General features: G+C 72.3%; 24 protein-coding genes and 1 tRNA gene. 7 read left to right on the top strand and 18 right to left on the bottom strand.

Annotation, left to right across the window (positions count from 1 at the left end):
• Nucleotides 1-99 precede the first annotated feature (99 nt).
• Complete coding sequence (locus JOD65_RS07680) at nucleotides 100-1575, bottom strand: S8 family serine peptidase (RefSeq protein ID WP_307821008.1); 1476 nt, start codon at nucleotides 1573-1575, stop codon at nucleotides 100-102.
• Nucleotides 1576-1725: 150 nt separating this feature from the next.
• Between JOD65_RS07680 and JOD65_RS07675 the strand changes: the two genes are divergently transcribed.
• Nucleotides 1726-3084, top strand: coding sequence for an ABC1 kinase family protein (locus tag JOD65_RS07675; protein ID WP_191192992.1), 1359 nt, complete (start codon nucleotides 1726-1728; stop codon nucleotides 3082-3084).
• Here JOD65_RS07675 and JOD65_RS07670 read toward each other — a convergent pair.
• Nucleotides 3014-4234, bottom strand: a complete 1221-nt coding sequence (locus tag JOD65_RS07670) for an MFS transporter (protein ID WP_204811013.1) — start codon at nucleotides 4232-4234, stop codon at nucleotides 3014-3016. The genes JOD65_RS07675 and JOD65_RS07670 overlap by 71 nt on opposite strands.
• Before the next feature lie 47 nt (nucleotides 4235-4281).
• Between JOD65_RS07670 and JOD65_RS07665 the strand changes: the two genes are divergently transcribed.
• Nucleotides 4282-4713: a nuclear transport factor 2 family protein gene (locus JOD65_RS07665; RefSeq protein ID WP_224747107.1), complete on the top strand. Its 432-nt coding sequence runs from the start codon at nucleotides 4282-4284 to the stop codon at nucleotides 4711-4713.
• Nucleotides 4714-4717: 4 nt separating this feature from the next.
• On the opposite strand, the gene JOD65_RS07660 is transcribed toward JOD65_RS07665, so the two are convergent.
• From JOD65_RS07660 to JOD65_RS07650, 3 genes are all read right to left on the bottom strand, one after another.
• Nucleotides 4718-5089 (bottom strand): VOC family protein, encoded by a 372-nt coding sequence (locus JOD65_RS07660; protein WP_191192993.1) that lies wholly within the window; start codon nucleotides 5087-5089, stop codon nucleotides 4718-4720.
• A 213-nt stretch (nucleotides 5090-5302) separates the two neighbouring features.
• Nucleotides 5303-7300, bottom strand: a complete 1998-nt coding sequence (locus JOD65_RS07655) for a vWA domain-containing protein (protein ID WP_191192994.1) — start codon at nucleotides 7298-7300, stop codon at nucleotides 5303-5305.
• A 39-nt stretch (nucleotides 7301-7339) separates the two neighbouring features.
• Nucleotides 7340-8746: a sigma 54-interacting transcriptional regulator gene (locus JOD65_RS07650; RefSeq protein WP_307821006.1), complete on the bottom strand. Its 1407-nt coding sequence runs from the start codon at nucleotides 8744-8746 to the stop codon at nucleotides 7340-7342.
• 149 nt (nucleotides 8747-8895) lie between these two features.
• On the opposite strand from JOD65_RS07650, the gene JOD65_RS07645 reads away from it, so the two are divergent.
• Together JOD65_RS07645 and JOD65_RS07640 are read left to right on the top strand one after the other, a co-directional pair.
• Nucleotides 8896-9336 carry a pyridoxamine 5'-phosphate oxidase family protein gene (locus JOD65_RS07645; RefSeq protein ID WP_191192995.1) on the top strand — a complete coding sequence of 147 codons (441 nt, stop codon included), beginning with the start codon at nucleotides 8896-8898 and terminating at the stop codon, nucleotides 9334-9336.
• Nucleotides 9337-9411: 75 nt separating this feature from the next.
• Entirely contained in the window at nucleotides 9412-10998 is a 1587-nt protein-coding gene (locus JOD65_RS07640; RefSeq protein WP_191192996.1) for a GAF domain-containing sensor histidine kinase, read from the top strand.
• A 114-nt stretch (nucleotides 10999-11112) separates the two neighbouring features.
• Here JOD65_RS07640 and JOD65_RS07635 read toward each other — a convergent pair whose 3' ends face one another.
• The 3 genes from JOD65_RS07635 to JOD65_RS07625 all read right to left on the bottom strand — a co-directional run bounded on the left by JOD65_RS07635 (nucleotide 11113) and on the right by JOD65_RS07625 (nucleotide 13021).
• On the bottom strand, nucleotides 11113-11724 hold the full coding sequence (locus tag JOD65_RS07635) for a hypothetical protein (RefSeq protein ID WP_191192997.1): 612 nt from the start codon (nucleotides 11722-11724) through the stop codon (nucleotides 11113-11115).
• Nucleotides 11725-11846: 122 nt separating this feature from the next.
• On the bottom strand, nucleotides 11847-12497 hold the full coding sequence (locus JOD65_RS07630; protein WP_191192998.1) for a response regulator: 651 nt from the start codon (nucleotides 12495-12497) through the stop codon (nucleotides 11847-11849).
• 41 nt (nucleotides 12498-12538) lie between these two features.
• Nucleotides 12539-13021 carry a GNAT family N-acetyltransferase gene (locus JOD65_RS07625; RefSeq protein ID WP_191192999.1) on the bottom strand — a complete coding sequence of 161 codons (483 nt, stop codon included), beginning with the start codon at nucleotides 13019-13021 and terminating at the stop codon, nucleotides 12539-12541.
• A gap of 96 nt (nucleotides 13022-13117) precedes the next feature.
• Here JOD65_RS07625 and JOD65_RS07620 point away from each other — a divergent pair, with 96 nt between their 5' ends.
• The gene (locus tag JOD65_RS07620) at nucleotides 13118-13501 is read left to right on the top strand and encodes a VOC family protein (protein WP_191193000.1); all 384 of its coding nucleotides are present in this window, start codon (nucleotides 13118-13120) and stop codon (nucleotides 13499-13501) included.
• Nucleotides 13502-13540: 39 nt separating this feature from the next.
• On the opposite strand, the gene JOD65_RS07615 is transcribed toward JOD65_RS07620, so the two are convergent.
• Together JOD65_RS07615 and abmR are read right to left on the bottom strand one after the other, a co-directional pair.
• The gene (locus tag JOD65_RS07615) at nucleotides 13541-14077 is read right to left on the bottom strand and encodes a DinB family protein (RefSeq protein ID WP_191193001.1); all 537 of its coding nucleotides are present in this window, start codon (nucleotides 14075-14077) and stop codon (nucleotides 13541-13543) included.
• A gap of 33 nt (nucleotides 14078-14110) precedes the next feature.
• A complete protein-coding gene (gene abmR / locus JOD65_RS07610; protein WP_191193002.1) occupies nucleotides 14111-14653 on the bottom strand; it encodes an ATP-binding transcription factor AbmR in 543 nt (180 codons plus the stop codon).
• 50 nt (nucleotides 14654-14703) lie between these two features.
• Between abmR and JOD65_RS07605 the strand changes: the two genes are divergently transcribed.
• On the top strand, nucleotides 14704-15066 hold the full coding sequence (locus JOD65_RS07605; RefSeq protein ID WP_397188045.1) for a YchJ family protein: 363 nt from the start codon (nucleotides 14704-14706) through the stop codon (nucleotides 15064-15066).
• A 2-nt stretch (nucleotides 15067-15068) separates the two neighbouring features.
• Here the strand turns inward: JOD65_RS07605 and JOD65_RS07600 are convergent, their stop codons facing one another.
• The 5 genes from JOD65_RS07600 to JOD65_RS07580 are packed head-to-tail and all read right to left on the bottom strand — an operon-like array spanning nucleotide 15069 to nucleotide 19461.
• On the bottom strand, nucleotides 15069-15698 hold the full coding sequence (locus JOD65_RS07600; RefSeq protein WP_191193003.1) for a YigZ family protein: 630 nt from the start codon (nucleotides 15696-15698) through the stop codon (nucleotides 15069-15071).
• Nucleotides 15695-16789, bottom strand: a complete 1095-nt coding sequence (locus JOD65_RS07595; RefSeq protein WP_191193004.1) for a YihY/virulence factor BrkB family protein — start codon at nucleotides 16787-16789, stop codon at nucleotides 15695-15697. Before JOD65_RS07595 ends, JOD65_RS07600 begins: the two co-directional genes overlap by 4 nt.
• Before the next feature lie 16 nt (nucleotides 16790-16805).
• Nucleotides 16806-17585 carry a TSUP family transporter gene (locus JOD65_RS07590; RefSeq protein WP_191193005.1) on the bottom strand — a complete coding sequence of 260 codons (780 nt, stop codon included), beginning with the start codon at nucleotides 17583-17585 and terminating at the stop codon, nucleotides 16806-16808.
• Nucleotides 17586-17599: 14 nt separating this feature from the next.
• Nucleotides 17600-18058 carry a hypothetical protein gene (locus JOD65_RS07585; protein ID WP_191193006.1) on the bottom strand — a complete coding sequence of 153 codons (459 nt, stop codon included), beginning with the start codon at nucleotides 18056-18058 and terminating at the stop codon, nucleotides 17600-17602.
• Nucleotides 18055-19461: a cystathionine beta-synthase gene (locus tag JOD65_RS07580; protein WP_191193007.1), complete on the bottom strand. Its 1407-nt coding sequence runs from the start codon at nucleotides 19459-19461 to the stop codon at nucleotides 18055-18057. Before JOD65_RS07580 ends, JOD65_RS07585 begins: the two co-directional genes overlap by 4 nt.
• A 61-nt stretch (nucleotides 19462-19522) precedes the next feature.
• On the opposite strand from JOD65_RS07580, the gene JOD65_RS07575 reads away from it, so the two are divergent.
• Nucleotides 19523-20572 (top strand): SGNH/GDSL hydrolase family protein, encoded by a 1050-nt coding sequence (locus tag JOD65_RS07575; protein ID WP_191193008.1) that lies wholly within the window; start codon nucleotides 19523-19525, stop codon nucleotides 20570-20572.
• A 114-nt stretch (nucleotides 20573-20686) separates the two neighbouring features.
• Here the strand turns inward: JOD65_RS07575 and JOD65_RS07570 are convergent, their stop codons facing one another.
• The 3 genes from JOD65_RS07570 to JOD65_RS07560 form a co-directional block, all read right to left on the bottom strand.
• Nucleotides 20687-21556 carry a Bax inhibitor-1/YccA family protein gene (locus JOD65_RS07570; RefSeq protein ID WP_191193009.1) on the bottom strand — a complete coding sequence of 290 codons (870 nt, stop codon included), beginning with the start codon at nucleotides 21554-21556 and terminating at the stop codon, nucleotides 20687-20689.
• A gap of 145 nt (nucleotides 21557-21701) precedes the next feature.
• Entirely contained in the window at nucleotides 21702-22979 is a 1278-nt protein-coding gene (locus JOD65_RS07565) for a calcium-binding protein (RefSeq protein WP_191193010.1), read from the bottom strand.
• Nucleotides 22980-23001: 22 nt separating this feature from the next.
• Nucleotides 23002-23075: transfer RNA gene (locus JOD65_RS07560), tRNA-Leu, on the bottom strand.
• Nucleotides 23076-23081 lie beyond the last annotated feature (6 nt).

Raw genomic sequence — 23081 nt, 5'->3', positions numbered from 1 at the left:
AAGACCCCACGGCCTCCGCCCGCCTCGCACCGCCGCACCCCTGTCGCGCGACGGCCATCCCTGGAGGGGTCTGGTTTCAGCCCCGAGCCGGGCCCGTGCTCAGCCCAGGGCCGCGACTGCCGCCACGACGTCGACGAGGCCGTGGCCCTTGTCGTACGACGTCGTGCCGACCGGACCGGACTGGTAGGCCGCTCCGTCGGTGAACTTGTGCGCCGAGACCTTCAGCGCCCGCTCGATCTCGGCGGGCGTCGCGGTCGGGTCGGCCTGGAACAGCTGGGCGACGATCCCGGCGATGTGCGGTGCCGCCATCGACGTACCGCTGATGGTGTTGAAGGTGCCGATGTCGAGCGCGCCGGGACCGTTGCGGAAGTCCAGGCCCGTCGAGCAGATCGCCAGGTACAGGCGGCACGACGAGGTGATGTTCTCACCGGGCGCCGAGACGTCGGGCCACGTCGAGGAGTCGGTGGCGAGGCCGCGCGAGCTGAACTCGGAGACGACGCCGTCGCGGGTGCCGGTGTCCTGGTCGTAGTAGGAGGCCACCGAGAGGATGCCGCCGGTGGGATCCTGCCCGGGCGGGTTGGTCAGGCTCGTCGAGCCGTCGCCGCCGTCGTTGCCCGCAGCCCAGACCGTGACGACGCCCTCGGCCGCAAGCGCGCGCTGGAGCTTGACCGTGGCCGACTCGGGGTCGAACTCGCCGCCGCCGCTCGGGCCGTAGGAGTTGTTGGTGACCTTGATCGGGGGGCAGGTCGACGCAGGTACGCCGGCGCCGCACGGCGCCTCGTGGTTCTCGAGCACCCAGTTGAGCGCGGAGTCGGCACCGAGGATCACGATGCCCGCGCCGGTCGAGATCGACACCAGCTTGGCGCCGGGGGCAGCGCCCTGCAGCTTGCCGCCGTCGGTCAGCGTGGTCGGGCGGCCGGCGACGATGCCGCTGACGTGGGTGCCGTGGCCGCCGACGGAGAGGGTGTCGGTGTCGACGAAGGCGGGCACGCGCTGCACCGAGCAGGTCTCGGTCAGCGGCTCGCACAGCGCCTTGAGGTTGGCGACGACGGCGCTCGAGCCGTCGGCCTCCTTGAAGTAGGGGTGGGTCGGGTCAACGCCGGAGTCGATGACCGCGACGCTCACGCCCCTGCCGGTCAGCGGCGTGCCGTCGGCGCCGGTGAGGGTGGCGGCTGCCTCCGCACCGCGGGTCGCGGTGTTGGAGGTCTCTTGAAAGAAGTCGATCGGCTGGGCTCCGCCCTCGACGTACGTCACTCCGCCCTGGCTGCGGACGGCGTCGACCTGGCTGCGGGTGGCGTCGGCGATGACGACGCCGATCCTGGTGAACTCGCCGGTCTTCCGCATCCCGGTGGCCGCGACGGCCTCGCGGGCAGCTGTGATCGAGGTGCCGTGCACCATCACCGTCGTCCGCCCGGTCAGCCCGCTCAGCTGCCCGGCGAGGAAGTCGGAGACGTTGGCCCGGTCGGCGGCCGGGGCGGTGGCCTGTCCAGCGGCCGGCGCGGTCGCGCCGACGCCGAAGGTGGCGGTGGCGGCGAGCACGCTCGCTGCACAGGCGAGCAGGGTCTTGGGTCGCACGTTGTCCTCCCGAGGGGTCGAGGTCGTCCAGTCCTCCAACGAGCGGACCTGCCCCGGGTCACGCCCCACTTTCCAGGGAATCACCGCGGGTGGCGCGCCGCGTCGGAACGGGTGTGGCAACCCGATTGCGTCGACCGGGACAATGGAGGCATGACCGAGCTCCCCCGCAAGGCTGCCGCGCGCACGGCCCGACTCGCTGCGCTCCCGCTCGGCTATGCCGGCCGTCAGGCGATGGGGCTGGGCAAGCGGCTCGGGGGCAAGCCCGCCGACGCGGTGCTCACCGAGGTGCAGCAGCGCACCGCCGAGCAGCTCTTCCGCACCCTGGGTGAGCTCAAGGGCGGTGCGATGAAGTTCGGCCAGGCCCTCAGCGTGCTGGAGTCAGCCCTGCCCGAGGAGGTCAGCGCGCCCTACCGGGAGCACCTCACCGCTCTGCAGGACTCCGCTCCCCCGATGCCGACGGCGACCGTGCGCGAGCAGCTGACCGCGCACCTCGGCGACGACTGGTCCGAACGGCTCGTCTGGCTCGACGGCGCCCCGACGGCGGCCGCGTCGATCGGGCAGGTCCACCGCGGCCGCTGGCGCGACCACGCGGGCGGCTCGGAGTCGACGGAGGACCGTGAGGTCGCCGTGAAGGTGCAGTACCCCGGCGCCGGCGAGGCGCTGATGTCCGACCTCCGCCAGATCGCCCGCGTCGCGCGCGGGGTCGCGCCGGTCTTCCCCGGCATCGACCTGAAGCCGCTCGTCGCGGAGCTGCAGGACCGCGCGGCCGACGAGCTCGACTACCACCTCGAGGCGGAGGCGCAGGCGGCGTACGCCGAGGCCTTCGCCGACCACCCCGACATCGTCGTTCCCGCGGTCGTCACCGTCGGCACCGAGGTGCTCGTGACCGAGTGGCTCGACTCCGCCTACTCCCTCGCGCAGGTCATCCGCGACGGCACCCAGGAGGAGCGCGACCACTACGGCGAGCTCTTCGTCCGGTTCCTCTTCGAGGGGCCGCGACGCACCGGCATGCTCCACGCCGACCCGCACCCGGGCAACTACCGCGTCATCCCGGGGCCCGACGGCGGCCTCGGCCGGCTCGGCGTCCTGGACTTCGGTGCCGTCGCCCGGTTGCCGCAGGGGCAGCTCCCCGAGGCGATGGGCCGGCTGATCCGCATCGCGCTGGAGTCCGACGAGGAGTCGCTGGTCGCCGGTCTCCGCGAGGAGGGGTTCATCAAGGACCGCATCGAGGTCGATCCCGCGATGCTGCTCGCCTACCTCGCGCCGTTCGTCGAGCCGGCCGACCAGGAACGCTTCACCTTCACCCGCGAGTGGATGCGCACGCAGTTCGAGCGCATCAACGACCCCCGCGCCGAGACCTTCACCCTCGCCACCAAGCTCAACCTGCCGACGTCCTACCTCCTCATCCACCGCACCTGGCTCGGCGCTCTCGGCCTGCTCAGCCAGCTCGGGGCCGCTGTGCCGTTCCGGGAGATCCTCGAGGAGTCGCTCCCGGGCTTCGCCGACTGAGGCTCTCGACGCGCCGGGCGAGCAGCACGAAGGCCGCTGCGGCCATCGCGACCGTAGCCATCAGCGGCCACAGCAGCGCGGGCGCGGCGGCGTACACCGCTGTCCCGACGGGGGCTGCGAGCAGCGTGCCGCTGGTCGCGGCGCCCGTGTAGAGGCCCTGGTACTGCCCGACGAGGTGGTCGGGCGCCTGGTCGAGGACGTGGGCGGTCGCGGTGGTCTTGTAGAGGATCTCGCCGACGGTGAGCACCACCATCGCGAGCAGCACCGACGTGAGCGTGACTGGCAGGGCGAACATCGCGGTGCCGACCCCGACCAGGGCGTAGCCCGTCGCCACGATTCCGAGTGCGCCGCGACCGCTGAGCCACTGGGTCACCGGGATCTCGAGCACGAGGATCAGGGCCGAGCCGGCCGCGATGACCGTGGCGTACAGCCACACCGGCTGACCCTGGTCGCGCAGGTGCAGCGGGAGCGTCGAGTAGAGCTGGCGGTAGACCAGGTCGACGAGCACCACGCCGACCAGCAGCACCAGCAGCGCGCGGTCGGCACGCACCGACCGCCACAGCCCACCGTCCGTCGGCGCGGCCGCGGGGGTCGACGTGTCGGGCGGGAGAACCCGACTGAGAACGAGCCGGATCAGCACCACCACGAGGCCGTCGACGACGAACATGGCCTCGTAGCTCCACGACACCAGGAGTGCACCGAGCGGCGGCCCAACGACGAAGCCGGCGTTGGACGACGCGCGCGCCACCGCGACCGCCGTACGACGTTCACCGCGCGGCACGGCCGTTGCCGAGAGGGCTCCCGCCGAGAGGGACCCGGTCGCGAGGAGGTACGCGCACACGGGCAGCACGACGGGGAGCAGCCAGACCGGCAGAAGCGGGACCGCCATCAGCAGCAGGCCGCCCGAGCTCGACGCAGCGAGCAGCACCCGCCGGTGCCCGAGCCGGTCGCCCCACCGCCCTCCGGTGAAGTTGCCGGCGAGCGCCCCGACCCCGACGCAGCCGGCTAGGAGCCCCGCCGTTGCCGTCCCGACGTCGCGGGGTCCGGTGAGGTAGAGGGTGAGGAACAGCATCGTGAAGGACGCCGCCGAGGAGACGAAGCGCGCCGCTGCGAGCGCCCACACGATGCGGGGCAGGTCACGGAGGTGCACGGGGTGACCCTGTCAGACCGCGGGTGCCCGGTGGCACGATGACGCGCATGTCCCGACCCACCGAGGCCACCCCCATGTCAGAGGCGGCGCTCGCGCGCTGGCACGCCGTCGTCGAGAGCCGCGACCCCGCCGGGCTGCGCGACCTCATCGCCGAGGAAGCGGTCTTCCGCAGCCCGGCCGTGCACACCCCCCAGGAGGGCCGCGAGACCGTCGTCGGCTACCTCACCGCCGCCTTCACCGTCCTGGGGCCGGGGCTGGCCTACGAGCGGGAGTGGCTCGGCGCGGACTCGGCGGTGCTGCAGTTCCGCACCGAGGTCGGCGGCCTGCAGGTGTCGGGCGTCGACATGATCACCTGGGACACCGAGGGCCGGATCGTCGACTTCACCGTGATGGTGCGTCCGGCCAAGGCGCTCCAGGCGGTCATCGAGCACATGGGGGCCGAGCTGCTGAGGATGCTGGAGGCGGCCGACCCCCGCTGACGCATCAGCGCCGGCGCTGCTCGACGAGACCGACGGTGCTGCCCTCGGGGTCGGTGAAGAACGCCATCCACTCGTCGGTGCCGGCGGGGCCGAGCGTGTCGTCGTCGTGGCGGAAGATCACGTGCGGCTCACCCGTGATCTCGACGCCCTTCTCCCGCAGGCCCGCGACGGCCGCGTCGATGTCGTCGACGGGCAGGTAGATCAGCGCCGACGGCGCGCCCCGGTCCATCAGCAGGCGGACGCCGTCGAGGTCGAAGAAGGCGAGCCCCGGCGGGTCGAACGTGGCGACCGGCGCCACGCCGAGCAGGTCGGCGTAGAAGGCGGTCGTGGCGGCGAAGTCCGTGGCGCGCTGCGCCACCTGCACGAGTCGGGGCATCTCGCCAGTCTCCGGCGACCGAGTCGGGGACGCCAGCCTCCCGCCCGGACTGCCGTGGTGGCGGCACATTGCTCCGAAAGCCACTCGTCAGTTGCGATCTGCCGCCACCTCGACCCCCGCGAGCCCAGAGGTGGCGGCACATTGCTCCGCAAGCCGCTCATCGCGTGCAACCTGCCGCCACCTTCAACGACGCGGACCGACCCACACCAGACCTCAGACCCAGAACCCCCGGCCGCCGCCGTACCAGTCGCCGAAGTGCTCGCGGTACGACGACGCCGGCCCACGCGAGCCGAGGTAGGACCCGACGACCGCGGCACCGAGGTCGTCGAGCTCGGGACTGACCATGCGTCCGTCGACCCGGCGCGCCATCGAGTCGATGAAGCGCGCCAGTCCGGGGTCCTCGCCGAGCCGGAAGAACGTGGTCTGCGCTCCCAGCCGCGCGGCGGCGTCGAGCTCGCGCACCGAGTGGGCGATCGTCAGGGGGTGCGGGGGGTAGGAGAACCACACCTCACCGTCGGGCTCGAGGTGCGCCGTCGGCTCGCCGTCCGTGACCACCAGCAGCACGGGCTGGGCGTTGGGGTGCTTGCGGAAGAACCGGTTGGCGAGCAGCAGGCCGTGGTGGAGGTTGGTGCCCTTGTCCCACCGCGCGTCGAGGGCGGTCAGCTCCTCGATCTCCATCACCTGCGCGTGGCGGCCGAAGGCGATCAGCTGGATGTCGTCGCCACGGAAGCGGGACCGGACCAGCTGGTGCAGCGCCAGCGCCGTGCGCTTCATCGGCACCCACCGGCCGTCCATCGCCATCGAGAAGGACGTGTCGACCAGCAGCGCGACCGCGGCCTGCGTGCGGGCCTCGGTCTCGACCACCTCGATGTCGTCGACCTGGATGCGCACCGGTGAGGCGCCGCCGTCCCGGAGCACGGCGTTGGTGATCGTGCGCGGCACGTCCCAGGGCTCGGTGGAGCCGAACTCCCAGCGCCGGGTCGCCCCGGACCGCTCGCCCGCGAGTCCCGTCGTACGCGTCTCCCGTGCTCCGGACCGGCCACTCATCCGCTCCGCGACGTCGCGCAGCAGCGCCTTGCCGAGCTGGCGCATCGCCTTGGGCGAGAGCCGCAGCTCGCCGTCGGAGCCACGCTTGAGGTAGCCGCTGTCGCGCAGCGCCCGCTCGAGCTCCTGCAGGGTCTTTGCCGCCACGGCAGCGTCCGGGCCGAGCTGCCCGGCGAGCGCGTCGAGGTCGACGTCGTCCATCCGCGCGCCGTGGTGCGACTGCGCGAGCTGGTCGGCGAGGGCGTCGAGCTGGGCGAGGTCCTGCAGCGCGCCGGTGCCGTCGCCGAGGCCCATCCCCTGATCGCCCTCGAAGCCCTCCGAGCCCGACCAGTCCTCCCCGGGACGCAGGGCCTGGAGCTTGGCGTCCATCCGCGAGAGCTGCTCCATCAGCTGCGGCGACCCGAAGGCCTGCTGCGAGAGCTCCATCAGCTCCTGGCGCTGCTCGGGCGTCATCGAGTTGAGCATCCGCTGGGCAGCGGCCGCGCGCTGGGCGAGCGAGTCGAGCAGCTCGTCCATGTCCTGCGGGTCGTCGGGGAAGAAGTCGCCGTGCTTGTCCATGAAGTCACGGAACTCCTCGTCCGTGACGCCGCCTTCGGCGTGCTTCTCCAGCAGGTCGTTGAGGTCGGAGAGCATCTCCTGGACGGCCTGCCGGTCCTCCTCGGTGGCGCCCTCGAGCGCCTCCTTCATGCCGGCGAAGCGCTGGTCGAGGAGCTCGCGGCCGAGCAGGTCCTTGATCTCCTCGTAGGCCTCGCGCGCCTCCGAGGACTTCCAGTCGTACGACGACAGCTCGCCCACCGCGGCCGGGGTGGAGGACGGCAGGTTGTCGAGCATGAGCTCCCGGAACGCGCGGTCGCCGTCGTCCAGCGTGATGTCGCGGGCCAGCTGCCCGCGCTCGGCCAGGACGGCCTTGTCGAGGAGCTCCCTGACCTCGCGCATCGTGCCGTCGAGGTCGTTGCGCTCCAGGATCTCGCGCCGCCGCTCGGCGACGCGGCGGGCGAGCTCGTCGAGGCCGGCCTGGTCGGTGCCCCCGCGCCGCAGGAACTCGCGCATCGCGCGCTCCGGCGAGTAGCCGGCCATGACGTCCTGGCCGATGGCGTCGAGCGCCTCGGCGAGGTCGACGGGCGGGGCGAGCGGGTCGCCGCCGTCGTACTTGCGGAACCGGCTCACCGCGGCCTCGTCCCCGACTGCTCGCGCATCCACACCGGGTCAGCCATAGACGGTCTCCCCGGCGTCGGTGTCCTTGCCGATGCGGCGGGCGAGGTAGAGCCCCTCGAGGGCGAGCTCGATCGCGGCCGCCCGCTCGCCGTCGTTGGTGGCGCCGAGCCGGTCGCAGACCTCGTCGTAGAGGTCGGACTCCCCCAGCACCGGCAGCCCGGCGAGGAAGTCGCGGGCGCCGACGCGGGCGCCGGTGCTGACCATGGCGCCCTCCTCGATGGCCTCCACGAGCAGGCGCAGGTCGATGCCGGCGAGGTGCGCGCGCACGGTCTCGGCGACCGCGGTGCGGAGCAGGTGGGTGAGGATCTCGGTCTCGCGACCCTCCTCGCCGGTCTCGAACTCGATCTTGCCGCCGAGGACGTCGACGGCGGTCTCCAGGTCGACGACCCGCGCCACCGGCTCGACCTCGCCCTGCGTGGTGGCGCGGTGCAGCGCGGCCGCGGCGATGGTCTCGGCGCCGGCGATCGCGAAGCGGGCGCTGACGCCCGAGCGCTGGTCGACCGACTGGGAGTCGCGCAGGTGACGCGTGAACCGCGCCAGCACCTCCAGCAGGTAGTCGGGCACCTCGGCGACGAGGTGGGCCTCCTGCTCGATGACCGCGATCTCCTGCTCGACCTCGCGCGGGTAGTGGGTGCGGATCTCGGCCCCGAAGCGGTCCTTGAGCGGGGTGATGATGCGTCCGCGGTTGGTGTAGTCCTCGGGGTTGGCGCTGGCCACGACGAGGACGTCGAGCGGGAGCCGCAGCACGTAGCCGCGGATCTGGATGTCGCGCTCCTCCATCACGTTGAGCATCGCGACCTGAATGCGCTCGGCGAGGTCGGGCAGCTCGTTGATCGCCACGATTCCCCGGTGGCTGCGCGGGATCAGGCCGAAGTGGATCGTCTCCGGGTCGCCGAGGTGTCGCCCCTCAGCCACCTTCATCGGGTCCACGTCGCCGATCAGGTCGGCGACCGACGTGTCCGGCGTCGCGAGCTTCTCGGCGTACCGCTCGTCGCGGTGCCGCCACGAGATCCGCAGGTCGTCGCCGTACGTCGCCGCCGCCTGCTGGGAGGTGACGGTGACGGGCTCGTAGGGGTGCTCGCCGAGCTCGGAGCCGGAGATGACCGGGGTCCACTCGTCGAGCAGCGCGACCAGCGAGCGCAGGAGCCGGGTCTTGCCCTGGCCGCGCTCGCCGAGCAGCACGATGTCGTGGCCCGCGAGCAGCGCCCGCTCGACCTGCGGGATGACGGTGTCGGCGAAGCCGTGCAGTCCCGGCCACGGATCCACCCCGTCGCGCAGCCGCGCGAGCAGGTTGTCGCGGAGCTCCTGGCGCAGGGGCTTGAGCTGGTGACCGCTCTCGCGGAGCTGGCCGAGGGTGCTGGGGGCGGGGTGCCCGCCCTGCTGGATCGCTTCAGTCACGTCCTCCACGCTAGACCCGTCCGACAACGTCGAGTGCGCTCGAAGTCCATGCCGATCGCCGACTCCGGACCCGGGTGGCGCGGGACCTTCGGCCCTGCTGACGGGCCTGCGCGCGAGCGAGGCTGGGAGTCCAGCTGAAGGAGGCTCCCATGCACACCACCCACGACCTGTCCCGCGAGGACTGCGCGCGCCTGCTCAAGGCCGGCGTCGCGGGCCGGGTGGCGGTCGGCACGCCGACCGGGCCCCACATCGTGCCGGTGAACTACGCCGTGGACGGGGAGTCGATCCTCATCCGCACGACCGCCTACAGCCTGCTCGGGACCTACGGCCGCGGCGCGCAGCTGTGCTTCGAGGTCGACCAGTTCGACTACGAGCTCAAGCGCGGCTGGAGCGTCGTGGTGCGCGGCCGCGGCAGCTTCGTCGACGACCAGGACGAGCTCGCGGAGATCGCCCGGTCCTGGGAACCGCACCCGTGGGCGACCGGGCAGCGCAACCTCGTCGTCCGCATCCCGTGGACCGAGGTGACCGGCCGCCAGCTCGGCGGCGGCTGGGACCCGTGGCAGCACCTCCCCGTGCGCCGGCTCGCCTGACGGGGTCTCGGTACGGACCTCGTTCCTCGGCCCGCTCGACCACCGACAGTGGACGAACACGTCAAGATGGTGCGCGTGCCCCACACTCCCGCCTCCGACCTCGGCGCCGACGCCCGCTCGCTGCTCGAGGCCGTCACGGCGATCTCCAGCGACCTCGACCTCACCAGCGTGCTGACGCGGATCGTGGAGGCGGCGACCGCGCTGACCGGTGCGAGGTACGGCGCGCTGGGCGTGCTGGGCAGCGACGGTGAGCTGGTCGAGTTCGTCACGACCGGCATCGACGAGCGCACCCGCGCGCTCATCGGCGACCTGCCCCGAGGTCGCGGCATCCTGGGCGTGATCATCGAGGACCCGTCGGGCCTGCGGCTCACCGACCTCAGCGCCCACCCGTCGTCGGTGGGCTTCCCGCCCAACCACCCGCCGATGACGTCGTTCCTCGGCATGCCGGTGCGCATCCGCGGGACCGTCTTCGGCAACCTCTACCTCACCGAGAAGGCCGGCGGCGGGCCGTTCAGCGAGGCCGATGAGGGTCTCGTCGAGGAGCTCGCCCGCACGGCCGGCTACGTCATCAGCAACGCGCGTTCATTCGCGCTCAGCGAGCGCCGACGGCAGTGGCTCGAGGCGTCAGCCGAGCTCGCCGAGATGCTCCAGCCGCCGGTCGACCTCGACGCCGTGCTGCCCCAGATCGTGTCCGCCGCCCGGCAGGTCGCCCGGGCACGCGCCGTGGCGCTGTGGTCCTCGCTCGGACCCGAGCACGACACGGTCAGCGTCGCCCCCGACGTCGCGGCGGACGACGGCCGGGTGGCCGCCCTGCTGGCCGAGGCCCGGGCCGACGTCGAGCCCGGCGGCAGCGTCGCGGTGACGACGACCGCGGGCGGCGCGGACGGCGTACCCACTGTCGTCGTCGTGCCGCTGCGGTCCCACCTCGCGCCCGTCACGACCCTCGTCGCGATCGTGCAACCCGGGTCGGGGCTGCTCGACGTCGAGGAGCGGGAGCTGTTCGCCGGTTTCGCCGACCAGCTCGCGCTGTCCCTCGACCGCACGCAGGCGCTGGCCGAGCGCCAGGAGCTGGCGCTGATCTCCGACCGCGAGCGCATCGCCCGCGACCTCCACGACATCGTCATCCAGCGGCTCTTCGCGACCGGCCTGCAGCTGCAGGGCGTCGCGGCGATGACCGGTGGGAGCGCGATCGCGGAGCGGCTCGACAAGTCCGTGGCCGACCTCGACGACACGATCAAGGCGATCCGCGGCACGATCTTCGAGCTCCAGGACCGCCGCGGCGACTCCCTGCGCGCCGCCGTCCGCCAGCTCGTCAAGGAGTACGTGCCGGTGCTGGGGTTCACGCCGGTCGTACGCACCTCCGGCCCCGTCGACACCGCCGTGTCGCACGTGCTCGGCGCCCAGCTGCTGGCCGTGCTGCGGGAGGCGGTGTCCAACGTCGCCCGCCACGCGCTCGCCGACGCCGCCGAGATCGACGTCGTCGTGGCTGGTGACCGGCTCGAGCTCCGGGTCGCCGACGACGGCGTCGGCCTGCCCGACGAGGTCTCCGAGAGCGGCCTGCGCAACGCCCGACGCCGCGCCGACGACCTCGGCGGGACCCTTGAGGTCTCCCGGGTCGGCGAGCGCGGCACGGTGCTCGTGTGGCGGGTCCCGCTGCGCTGACGTCGACGCGGGCGCGTCAGGCCGGGTCGCGCCGGCGCACGAGCCTGCCCACCAGCCCGCACACCAGAGGACCCGACGCCGGGGGAAGGCGCCGGGTCCGGTGAGGGACTGGTGTCATCGCAGGACGGGGTACTTCCGTACCAGGCCGGTGCGGTTCCACCAGCGACCCAGCCCCCACGTGGTGCCGGCCGCGCCGAAGGCGAGGACGGCCATCACGATCACGCCGATGAGGTGGTCGTCGACGACGGGGTTGTTCTCCAGGGGGAGGACGGCGGCGTACATGAAGGCGTACATGAGGGCGCCGGCGGCCGTGCCGATCCGCATCCCGACCCCCAGCAGGAGGGTCACGCCGACGCCGAGGAGGCCGGCCATGAAGAGCCAGTCGACCCACGTCTGCCCGGCGAGGGAGGTGAAGAACCCGTGGAAGGGGTTGTCCGGGGGTACGCCGAAGGTGAGGAACCCCTCGGTGGGGCTGCCGCCGTTGAGCCAGGCGGCGTCCTGGGCCATGAAGTCGATCCCCGCGCGGGAACCGTCCTCGGCGTACTGCGCGCCGGTGCCGAAGCCCAGGGCGAAGGTCTTGTCGAGGAAGGCCCACAGGAAGGTCACTCCGAAGGCGATACGCAGGGCGGCGAGGGCGCGGGACAGGCCCACCCGGGAAACCTCTTCGGTCTCGGAGGTGGTGACGCCCTCGGCGGTGATGTGGTGCTGGCGGTGGATGACGTTCATCGTCATCTCCTCCTCGGGTGGTGGGTTGCTGGGTCACCACCAGAGTCCCGCCGCCACGCTCGCGGCATCAGGGCCGCGGGTCACCGCCGCCCGGGACCAAGGTCCCGACCGCGACGGGGACCTCAGCGCGGCGCGTCGCCGAGGAGCTTGGAGGCCAGCACGGCCGCCTGCGTACGACGCTCGAGGCCCAGCTTGGCGAGGATGCTGGAGACGTAGTTCTTCACCGTCTTCTCGGCGAGGAACATCTGCTCGGCGATCTGCCGGTTGGTCAGCCCCTCGGCGATGTGGCCGAGCAGGATCCGCTCCTGGTCGGTGAGCGAGGCCAGCTCGTCGGGCGTCTCCGGGCCGTTGCGGATCCGCTCCAGCACGGTCGCCGTCATCGCCGGGTCGATGAGCGACTTGCCGGCCGCGACGTGGCGCACCGCGGTGACCAGGTCGGAGCTGCGGATCTCCTTGAGCACGTAGCCCGAGGCGCCGGCCATGATCGCCGCGAACAGCGCCTCGTCGTCGTCGTACGACGTCAGGATGAGCGCGTTGATCGTCGGGTCAATGGCCCGCACGGCACGGCACACCTCGATGCCCGAGCCGTCCGGCAGGCGCGCGTCGAGCACGGCGACGTCTGGCCGCAGGGCCGGGATGCGTGCGGTCGCCTCGGTCGCGGACGCGGACTGGCCCACGACGACGATGTCCCCCTGCTGCTCGAGCAGGAAGGTGAGTCCCTCGCGCACGACGTCGTGGTCGTCGAGGAGGTACACGCGGATCGGGTCGCCCATGGGGACATTCCACCAGACGCGAGGCCTTCCGCGTGCGTGGTTCAGCCCAGGTCGAGGTACATCACGTGCAGGCCGACCCGGCCGTGCCGGGTGCTCTCGAACGCGCCGGGCACCGTGCCGACGATCGTGAAGCCGAGGTCCTGCCACAGGCGGACCGCGCCCGTGTTGGTCTCGACCACGGCGTTGAACTGGATGCCGGCGAAGCCCTGCTCGCGGTGCCACGCCACCATGTCCTCGGCGAGGCGCCGGCCGACGCCGCGCCCGCGTGCGGTGGCGGCGACCATGAACGACGCCGTGCCGACGTGGGCGCCGCGGCCCGGGCGGTTGGGGCCCATCTTGGCGGAGCCGAGGACGCTGCCGTCCTCCTCGAGGACCGTCACCCGGCTGCCGTCGAACCACCAGCCCCGGGCCTGGTCGGACGTGGCGCCGAGCGGGTAGGCGTAGGTCTCGCCGGCCTCGACGATGTCGCGCCAGAACGGCCAGATCGCCGGCCAGTCCGCCTCCGTCGCCGCCCTGATGCCCATCGTGTGCTCCTCTTCGTCCGACCGGTCTGGAGCAGTCTCCCGACGGCGCCCGGGCGAGCGCACACTGGGGGTGACCAGCAGAGAAGGAGGCGCTCCATGGCGCTCACGCACCGCACGGTCGCGATGATGATGCCGGTCACCGACGTCGACCGCGCCCGCACGTTCTACTCCGAGTCCCTGGGACTCGACTACACCGGCACCAACGACGAGGGCAGCGCGACGTACGCCCTGGACGGCGGCTCCACGCTCGTCCTGCTCCCCCGCCCCGACAGCCGTCCGTCGGAGAGCACCGCGATGAGCTTCGAGGTCGACGACATCACCACCGAGATCGGCGACCTCGAGCAGCGCGGCGTCGTCTTCGAGGACTACGACCTGCCGGACCTCAAGACCGTCGACCACGTGTGCGTGATGGGCGCCGAGAAGGCAGCGTGGTTCAAGGACCCCGACGGCAACGTGCTCTGCCTGCACCAGGAGAACTGACCCGAGGACTGTCCCGGCTCGACGTGGGCGGACGCCGGCTCAGACGTCGGTCGCACCGTCGACGCACTGGCGGATGAGGTCGGCGTGACCGGCGTGTCGGGCGTACTCCTCGACCATGTGGACCAGCACCCAGCGAAGCGTCGCCGTCTCGCCCTTGGCCGGGTCACGCGGACGCGCGACGAGCCGGCCGAGGTCCGGGTCGGCGGCGAGGGCCGTGTCCAGGCAGGCGTCCGATCGGACGATGGCGGCGACGAGCAGCGCGTCGAGCTCGGCGTGCGACGCACCGGCCGCGCTGTGCCAGTCCCAGTCAGGGTCCTCGCCCCACGGAGCGGTGTCCCACGGCGGGGACGGCTCGCGGCCGGCCAGGTTGTAGGAGAACCAGTAGTCCTCCACGAAGGCGAGGTGCTTGAGCATCCCGCCCAGCGTCAGGTCGCTGGGCGGGAGGCTCTGGTCGAGCTGCTCGTCCGTCAGTCCGCTCGCCTGCAGCCGGATCGTGGCGCGGAAGTGGTCGAGGTAGGACCGCAGCATCCCGACCTCGTCGTTGCTGAAGGACGGCTCGGGCCGCTCGATCGTCATGGCGGGGAACCTAGTGCGTCCACCGAGGAGGCGTCAGAGCGACGGGCCCTCGCCGCGGAGCTTGTCGACCTCCCCCATCGCGTCACGCAGCTGGCCGAGCCACTCGTCGGCGTGCTGGCCGACCAGCCGCACCGACCACGCGAGGGCGTCGGAGCGCGACCGGGCGACCCCGGCGTCGACGAGCGTGTCGAGCACCCGGCGCTCGGGCTGGCGCAACCGGGTCATCACCGGCGCGGCGACGTGGGTGAACAGCGCCTCGGTGTCGCCGAGCCGCACCCCCCACGACACCTTGCGCTGGTAGCGGGCCTGGGCCTCGAGGGCGATCTCGATGCGCTCGGCCTTGGTCTCGGACCGGAAGCGGCCGATGCGGCCCTCCGCCTCGGCCCCGTTGACGTCGTCGGTGCCGGCGAGGGTGCCGACGACCAGGATCTCCTCGCGGTCGACGGTGACGTCGACCTCGCTGAACCATGCCTCGGGCAGCCGCCCGTGGAACCACTCGGACGCGTCGGAAGCGTCCGGCAGGTCGGCGACCTGCCACCCGCCGCGGCGACCGCGACGGCTCTCATCTGTCTTCATGCATTACATGATTACACCGCAACACAAACGGGGCCAGTATCGTCACCGTCGTGCTGACCATCCCCTGTCCGTGCGGGAGCGAGTCGTACGACGCCTGCTGCGGCCCGTTGCTCGCCAACGTGGCGCAGGCGTCGACGCCGGAGCAGCTGATGCGCTCGCGCTACACCGCCTTCGTCACCGGGGACGCCGACCACCTCTTCCGCACCTGGCACCCGCGCACCCGGCCCGACGACGTGCGTCCCGACCCGAGCACCCGGTGGACCGGGCTGCGGATCCTGGCCGCCGAGGCCGACACCGTCGAGTTCGTCGCCAGCTGGGAGGGCGGCGCGATGCACGAGGTGAGCCGGTTCGAGCAGCGGGCCGGCCGGTGGGTCTACGTCGACGGCGAGGTCGACGGCGACGTGAGTTCGTGACGTCAGTCGGTGACGTCGACCCAGCGCTCCCCCACCGGGGTGGTCCGGGACCGCCCGCCGGTGGCGGCGGCCACGAGCTCGTCGAGCCGCTCCACCCCGTCCGGCGCGGCGGCGAGCAGCAGCCGCACGCGGGCGTCGTACGCCACGTCGAGGACCAGGACGCCGCGCGATCGAAGCTCCCCCTCGACCCGGCCCGCGTCGGCGTGGTCGAGGTCCAGGGCCAGCTCGGTGAGCAGCGAGCGGCGCAACGCCCCGGCCTCCGCCACTGCCCCGCGCACGGCGTCGCCGTAGGCCCGCACCAGGCCACCGGCCCCGAGCAGCGTGCCGCCGAACCAGCGCGTGACCACGGCGGCGACGTCGCTCAACCCGGCACCGCGCAGCACGTCGAGCATCGGCGCCCCGGCGGTGCCCGCCGGCTCGCCGTCGTCGGACGAGCGCTCGATCGCACCGTCCGGGCCCAGCACGAAGGCCGAGCAGTGGTGTCGGGCGTCCCCGTGCTCGCGCCGCAGTCCGGCGAGGAGAGCGCGGGCGTCGTCCTCGGTCGCGACCCGGCGCAGGGTGCAGAGGAACCGCGACCCGCGGTCCTCGACCTCGGCGGTCGCGTCGCGGGCGATGGTGAGGTACGACGTCACGCCGGGCGCTGCGGCGACGGCTCGTCCGCAGACTCGCTCGCGGGCCCTGCACGTTCGGTCTCGCCCTCGTCCGGGGGCGCGCTCCCGCGCTCCTCCGGGGGTTCGTTCGCGCGCTCCGCCGGGCCGGGGTCCCAGCTCACCAGCACCTTCTCGAAGCCCTTGTGCCGCTGCATGCGGGCGTAGAGGGCGTAGGCCTTGCGGTCGGCCTCGGTGAGCTGCACGTTGTCGGTGAACGGGGTGAGCAGCGCGCGCGGCCACAACCGGCGCGACAGCACCACGTTGACCTCGGTGGCCAGCACGGCCATGACGGCGCCGATGTAGAGGAAGCCGACGAGGCCGAGGACGAGCCCGAAGGTCTTGGTCATCGAGGACGTGTTCACCAGCACCCGGTCGACGTAGGCCGCACCGCCGATCTGGAGCAGCTGCCACAGGACGGCCAGGGTGTAGCCGCCCGGCGCTGCCCGCAGGAAGGAGTGCTGGCCGGTGGCAGCGAAGCGGAAGAGGTAGGTCAGCCCGGTCCCGACCACCAGCACGGTCAGCACCGGGAGCAGCGTCTTGACACCGCCGCCGATCACCTCGGTGAAGGCGTCGGTGGTGCTGGCGACGGTGGAGACGACCGTGACGGCGAGCAGCGACACACCTGCGGTGACGAGCAGTCCCAGCGTCTTGACGCGGGCGTAGAACGGGTTCGGGCGGCTGTTGCGCGGCACCGACCACGCCACGTGCTGGGTGTTCTGCAGGGCCTGGCCGAGCCCCATCGCGCCGTAGAGGGCAGCGAGCGCACCGATCACGACACCGGTCACCGAGCCCTGCAGGCCCTCGGGGCGGCCGAGCTCGTCGCCGATGATCGGGAACTGCGACAGCGCGGAGTTGAGGATGGACTCCTGCCACTGCGGCTCGCCCCGAAGGATCAGGCCCAGGATCGAGGTGCCGAGCAGCATCAGCGGGAAGATCGCGATGAACGCGTAGTAGGTCAGCGCCGCCGCGAGGTAGGGGCCCTGGTCGTCGAAGTACTTGTAGACGACCGCGATGGGGAAGCCGAGCACCCGGTGGCGCCTCTGGAACCCGTCGACTGCCGAGACCGCTCCCACGAGGTGGAGGCTACCGTCACCACCAGCCGAGCAGACCGCCGCCGAGCCGGACGACGAAGCCGGAGACGACGACGAGGAAGAACACCCGGACGAAGCGGGCGCCGCGCGCCACGGCCAGCCGGGCGCCGAGGTAGCCGCCCGTCACGTTGGCCGCGGCCATCACCAGCCCGAGGTCCCAGATGACCGCGCCCTGGGGGATGAAGACGGCGAGCGCAGCCAGGTTGGTCGCCCAGTTGGCGAGCTTGGCCTTGGCAGATGCCTCGAGGAAGTTGTAGCCGAGCAGGCCGACCAGCGCGAACACCAGGAACGACCCGGTCCCCGGCCCGATCGCGCCGTCGTAGAAGCCGATCGTCAGGCCGGTCAGCACCACGACGGTGAGGTGCTTGCCACCCTGGAAGCGGAGGTTGGTGAGCTCACCCACGCTCGGCTTGAACCACACGTAGCTGCCGACGAGCACCAGCACGACCAGGATGATCGGGTCGAAGGCGCTGCGCGGCAGCATCGACGCGACGAGGGCTCCGCCCGCCGACCCGAGGCCGGCGGCGAGCATCAGCGGCAGGAACGTGCGCGGGTCGGGGCGAACGCGCCGGACGTACGTCGCCGCGCTGATCGAGGTGCCGCAGAACGACGCCAGCTTGTTGGTGGCCGCGATCTGCACCACCGATGCGCCCGGCAGCCCCAGCAGCAGCGCGGGCAGCTGGATCAGCCCGCCCCCGCCGACCACGGCGTCCACGAAGCCCGCGGCCACCGCCGCCAGCACGAGGAAGAGGATGACCTCGCCGGAGAGGTCACCCATGTCGGTGCCCCACGTCAGCTGGACGTGTCTCGGCGGAACTCCTGGACGACGACTGCGTCGTAGTCCTCAGGCATCGTCGTGCTGAGACCCGGGCAGATGAACTGCTGGGACTGGTCGGCGACCATGGTCGCGGCCGAGCAGCTGAGCGTCGCCACCGGCGAGCCGTCGGTGGAGAACACCATCTCGAAGAGCGCAGCCCGCTCCTCGTCGGAGGTGTTGGTGATCGTGCCCTTCACCTCGGGCGTCGTCACCTCCTCGAGGCCGGCCGAGCGCTCGATGCCGTTGAGCTCCCACCCGTCCTCGACGTCGAAGCCGTTCCAGGAGAAGGCCTTGCCGACCTCCACCTCGACCGGGTCGGTGCTGGTGCTGGCGTCGTTGCTGGTGCTGGCGTCGTCGCTGCTGCAGGCCCCGAGGGCGCCGAGGCAGGCGAGGGCCACCAGGCCCGTGGCCAGCCGCGTCGTGGGGCGCCTCACGAGGCGGCCACGAAGGTGAGCAGGTCCTGCCGGGTCAGCACGCCGATGGGCTTGCCGTCCTCCTGGACCAGCACCGCGTCGGCGTGCTCGAGCAGCGACACCGCGTCGGCAGCGGCCTCGGTCGAGCCGATGGTCGGCAGCGCCTCGGACATGTGGTCCTCAACCTGGTCGGTCAGCTTGGCGTGGCCGGCGAAGAGCGCGTCGAGGAGCGTGCGCTCGGACACCGAGCCCGCGACCTCGGCGGCCACGATCGGCGGCTCGGCACGGACGACCGGCATCTGGCTGACGCCGTACTCCTGGAGGATGTGGACGGCCTCGGCGATCGTCTCGCCGGGGTGGGTGTGCACGAGGTCGGGCAGCTGGCCGGACTTGCCGCGGAGCACCTCGCCGACGGTGCGGTGGTCGGCCTGCGCGCCGGTGGCGAAGCCGTACTGGCCGAGCCACTCGTCGTTGAAGACCTTGGTGAGGTAGCCGCGTCCGGAGTCGGGCAGCAGGACGACGACGACGGCGTCGGAGCGTCCCTCGGCCGCGAGCTCGTGGGCGACCTGGCGGGCGGCGTAGGCCGCCATGCCGGCGGAGCCGCCGACCAGCATGGCCTCCTCGCGCGCCAGGCGACGGGTGAAGGAGAAGGAGTCGGCGTCGGAGACCTCGATGACGCGGTCGGCCACCGACCGGTCGTAGGTCTCGGGCCAGAAGTCCTCACCGACGCCCTCGACGAGGTAGGGCCGACCGGACCCGCCGGAGTAGACCGAACCGGCAGGGTCGGCACCGATGACCTGGACGTCGGTCCCGGCAAGGGCGGCCTGCTCCTTGAGGTAGCGACCGACGCCGCTGATCGTGCCGCCGGTGCCCATGCCCGTGACGAAGTGGGTGATCTTCCCCTCGGTCTGCTCCCAGATCTCCGGACCGGTGGTCTCGTAGTGGGAACGGGGGTTGTGCGGGTTGGAGTACTGGTCGGGCTTCCACGCGCCGGGCTCCTTGGAGAGCCGGTCGCTGACGTTGTAGTAGGAGTCCGGGTGCTCCGGCGCGACGGCGGTCGGGCAGACCACGACCTCGGCGCCGTAGGCCTTCAGCACGTTGCGCTTGTCCTCGCTGACCTTGTCGGGGCAGACGAAGACGCACTTGTAGCCCTTCTGCTGGGCCACCATCGCCAGGCCGACACCGGTGTTGCCGGAGGTCGGCTCCACGATCGTGCCGCCGGGCTGGAGCTCGCCCGACGCCTCCGCGGCCTCGATCATCCGGCTGGCGATGCGGTCCTTCACCGACCCGCCGGGGTTCAGGTACTCCACCTTCGCCAGGACCAGCGGGGCGTCTGCGCCGCCGTCCGGGAGGTCGAGGGTCCGGCTGAGCCGGACGAGCGGGGTGTTGCCGATCAGGTCAAGGAGCGAGTTCACGTACTGCACCGGGCCAATCTAGCCTTCTACTCGTCCGTAGCCGTCACTGCCGGTTGCGTAGCATCGGGGCGTGGGGGCAACAGGAGCAGCACGCAAGCTGGCATCGGCCGCGGCCCTGGGCGGCGGTGGACTCTCCGTGCTCGGCGCCGGGCTCTACGGGGTCCTGGTCGCCGAGGCGAAGATCGCGCGGCGGCTGATCGGCAACGCCAACGACGTACCTCCGCAGGCGACGGGCTGGTACGGCCGCGGCCGACCGGGTCCCGCGATCCGCATCGCCCTGCTCGGGGACTCCAGCGCGGCCGGCTACGGCGTGGACCGCGTCGAGGAGACGACCGGCGCCCACCTCGCCACGGGGGTCGCCGCGCAGGCCGACCGCCGGGTGCACCTGCGGTCGTTCGCCGTGGTCGGGGCGCAGTCGAGCGCGCTGGCCGAGCAGGTCGACGCCGCCCTCGGCACCCACCCCGACCTCGCCGTCGTGCTGATCGGCGCCAACGACGTCACCCACAGCGTGCTGCCGTCCGCGTCGGTGCGCCACCTCGCCGAGGGTGTACGACGCCTGCGCGAGCAGGGCGTGGCCGTCGTGGTCGGCACCTGCCCCGACCTCGGCACCATCCGGCCGATCCCGCAGCCGCTCAAGCAGGTGGCGCGCGAGTGGTCGCGCCGGCTGGCGGCCGCGCAGACCATCACCGTCGTCGAGAACGGCGGCCGGTCGATCTCCCTCGGCGACATCCTCGGCCCGGAGTTCGACGCCGCACCGGCCCTGCTGTTCGGGCCGGACCGCTTCCACCCCTCCGCCGACGGCTACAAGCAGCTCGCGTCGGTGCTCATCCCCTCCTGCCTCGCGGCCCTCGACCTGCTTCCCGCGGACGAGGCGCTGCCCGAGCCGCGCCGCCGCGAGGGCATCCTCCCGGTCGCGGCCGCAGCGGTCCGCGCCGCTCGTACGCCCGGCACCGAGGTCGACGGCACCGAGGTCGGCGGCACCCAGCGCGGCCTCCGCGGCCGCTGGGTCGAGCTCCGCCACCGCCGTCGCCGGCCCTCCACCGACGCCGAGTCGCCGGGCGAGCACGAGGACGCCGCCGAGGAAACCTCGACCGACTCGGCTGCTGCTGGCGGTGCCTGAGCCACATTCCCGGCCCGCGGAACGTGGGTGGGGCACCGCTCACCCAAGAATGCCGACGGCCCGCCCGAGCTGAGCTCGAGCGGGCCGGCGGAGTGGATCAGTGGATCGGCTGGATCAGTCGCCACGCATGATCGCGAGGATCCGGAGCAGGTTGGTGTAGATCCAGACCAGGCTGACGGTCAGGCCGAAGGCCGCACGCCACGACTCGCGCTCGGGAAGGCCGGCGGCGACGCCGTTCTCCACGAAGTCGAAGTCGAGGATCAGCATGAAGACACCGAGCACGAGGCCGGCGATCGCCATCACGAGGCCGAGGGCGCCGAAGCCGAAGAGGCCGGTGCTGATGCCGAAGAAGCTCAGCACCAGCGACAGCAGGCCGAGGCCCACCATGCCGAACATGCCCGCGATCACGAAGGTGCGGAACTTGTTGCCGACCTTGATGTCGAAGAACTTGTAGGCGGCGAGCGTGCCGGCGAACGCGGCGAAGGTGCCGAGCACGGCCTGGGTCACGATGCCGTCACCGAACTGGGCGTCGAACACCTTGCTGACCGCGCCGAGCGCCACGCCCTCCACGGCCGCGAAGGCCAGGACCAGGGCGGGGCTGATGACGCGCTTGAACGAGTTCGCCAGCGACAGCAGGAACGCGGCACCGGCACCCAGCATCGACAGCGTCAGCGCACGGCTGTAGGCGTCCTGGCTGACACCGTTCACGTCGACGATGTCGCCGATGAACCACCAGGTGGCGAAGGCGGTGGCGAAGACGAGGGCGATCGAGATGGCTGTCTTCTGGACCACCGAGTCGACCGTCATCCGGCCCTGGTCCACCTGGCCGGGCGTGCCGGTGCCCCAGGTCGAGGGGTCGGTGCCGGCGTCGCCGTAGCCGGGGTAGGACGAGCCGCCGGCGGCGTAGGTCTGGTTGCCGTAGGAGTTGGAGGAGGCTCGGTTGAACTCCTCGGAACGGGCGAAGACAGGGTTGTTGCTTTTCATGGTCTCTCCTTGGAGGCCGCCTCCGGAGGTTCCGGAGGGTCGACGTCGTCGCGGTGACGACGCCTGTCGTGTCACCTCACTCTAGCCGGGGTGACATGTGTTCAAACGTGGACCGAGGGCGCGCTGTTCCCGTCTAAGGAACTTCTCAGGATGCGCCCCGCAGCTCGCAGCCGACCAGGTCCTCGCCGCGGCAGCGGTCCTCACCGCGACCGCCGACGACCCGGTCCCGCCCCTTGCCGCCCAGCAGCACGTCGTCGGCGTACGACCCGATGAGGACGTCGTCACCGCCCCTGCCCTTCCCGGTGTACGACCTCGCGCCGACGACGCGGTCGTCCCCCGGGGTGCCGAGGTATGTCCAGGTGCCGGGGTTGACGGGCATCACGACGCGCTCGACGTCGAGGATCGCGGCGCGCACGGGTCGTCGCTGCGAGAGGCGGACCACGAAGCGCTCGCGGGCGTGGTCCATCACCCCGCGCGCCCGGGCGCCGCTGCGGAGCACGTCCAGGGACACCTCGTCGCGGCCCGGGCCGCCGACGAGGCGGTGGCGGCCCGAGCTCAGGTAGACCTCGAGCTCGTCGCGACCCGCGCCACCGTCGAGCGTGCCGGAGCCGCCCTCCTTGCGGACGTGGTCCTTGCCGTCACCGCCGAGCAGCACGTCGGTGCCGCCGGTCGAGTCGAGGAAGTCGTCGCCGGCTCCCCCGTCGAAGTGGTCGTCGTAGGACTCGCCGCGCGTGCCGTCGTACTTGTAGGCGTCCCAGGCGTTCATCAGGAGGTCGTCGCCCCCGCGGCCCTCGATCCGGTCGCCGCCGCCGTTGCCGACGAGCTGGTCGGGGCCTTCGGTGCCGAGCAGGTGGTCGGGGTGGCCGGAGCCGAGGAGCTCGACGACCGCGCCGGACACGGGAGGGAGCTGAGCGACGACCACGGTGTCGTTGCCCTCGCCGGTCGCGACGCCGCTGACCAGGTCGACGGTCACGCCGCCCGCCGACGCGGAGTAGTCGATCGTGTCGGGGCTGTTGTAGCCGTCGTCGCGCAGCACGGTGTTGACGCCGACGTCGACAAGGTCGTTGCCGGGCCCCGGGACCAGCGTGTCCCGGCCCGGCTCGGGCTCACTCTCGAAGAGCGGGACGAGGCCGTTGTCACCGCCGTACAACCGGTCGTCTCCAGGACCGCCGGTGAGCAGGTCGGCGCCCGCGTCGCCGCACAGGACGTCGTTCCCGCCGCCACCGTCGATGGCGTCCTGGCCGCCGAGACCGGCGATCACGTCGTCCCCGGGCGTCCCGGTGAGCTCGTCGTCGCGGTCGGTCCCCACGATCGTGGCCGCGCGACCGTCACAGGTGGCGACGGCCGCGTGGCCGGTCGCCGGTCCGGGTGCGAGGACGGTCACCGCCAGGCAGGTGGCCGCGGCCAGTCGTCGTACGCGCATCGTCGTCCCCCTTGCTCGAGAGTGCCCCGGCTGGGGTTCGAACCCAGACTGTGCGGTTTTTAAGACCGCTTCCTCTACCGGTTGGGATACCGGGGCGGCGAC

The organism is Nocardioides cavernae (assembly GCF_016907475.1).
GTDB lineage: Bacteria > Actinomycetota > Actinomycetes > Propionibacteriales > Nocardioidaceae > Nocardioides > Nocardioides cavernae.
The sequence above is the reverse complement of the archived record's forward strand: the minus strand, read 5'-3'. Positions and strand labels throughout refer to the sequence as shown.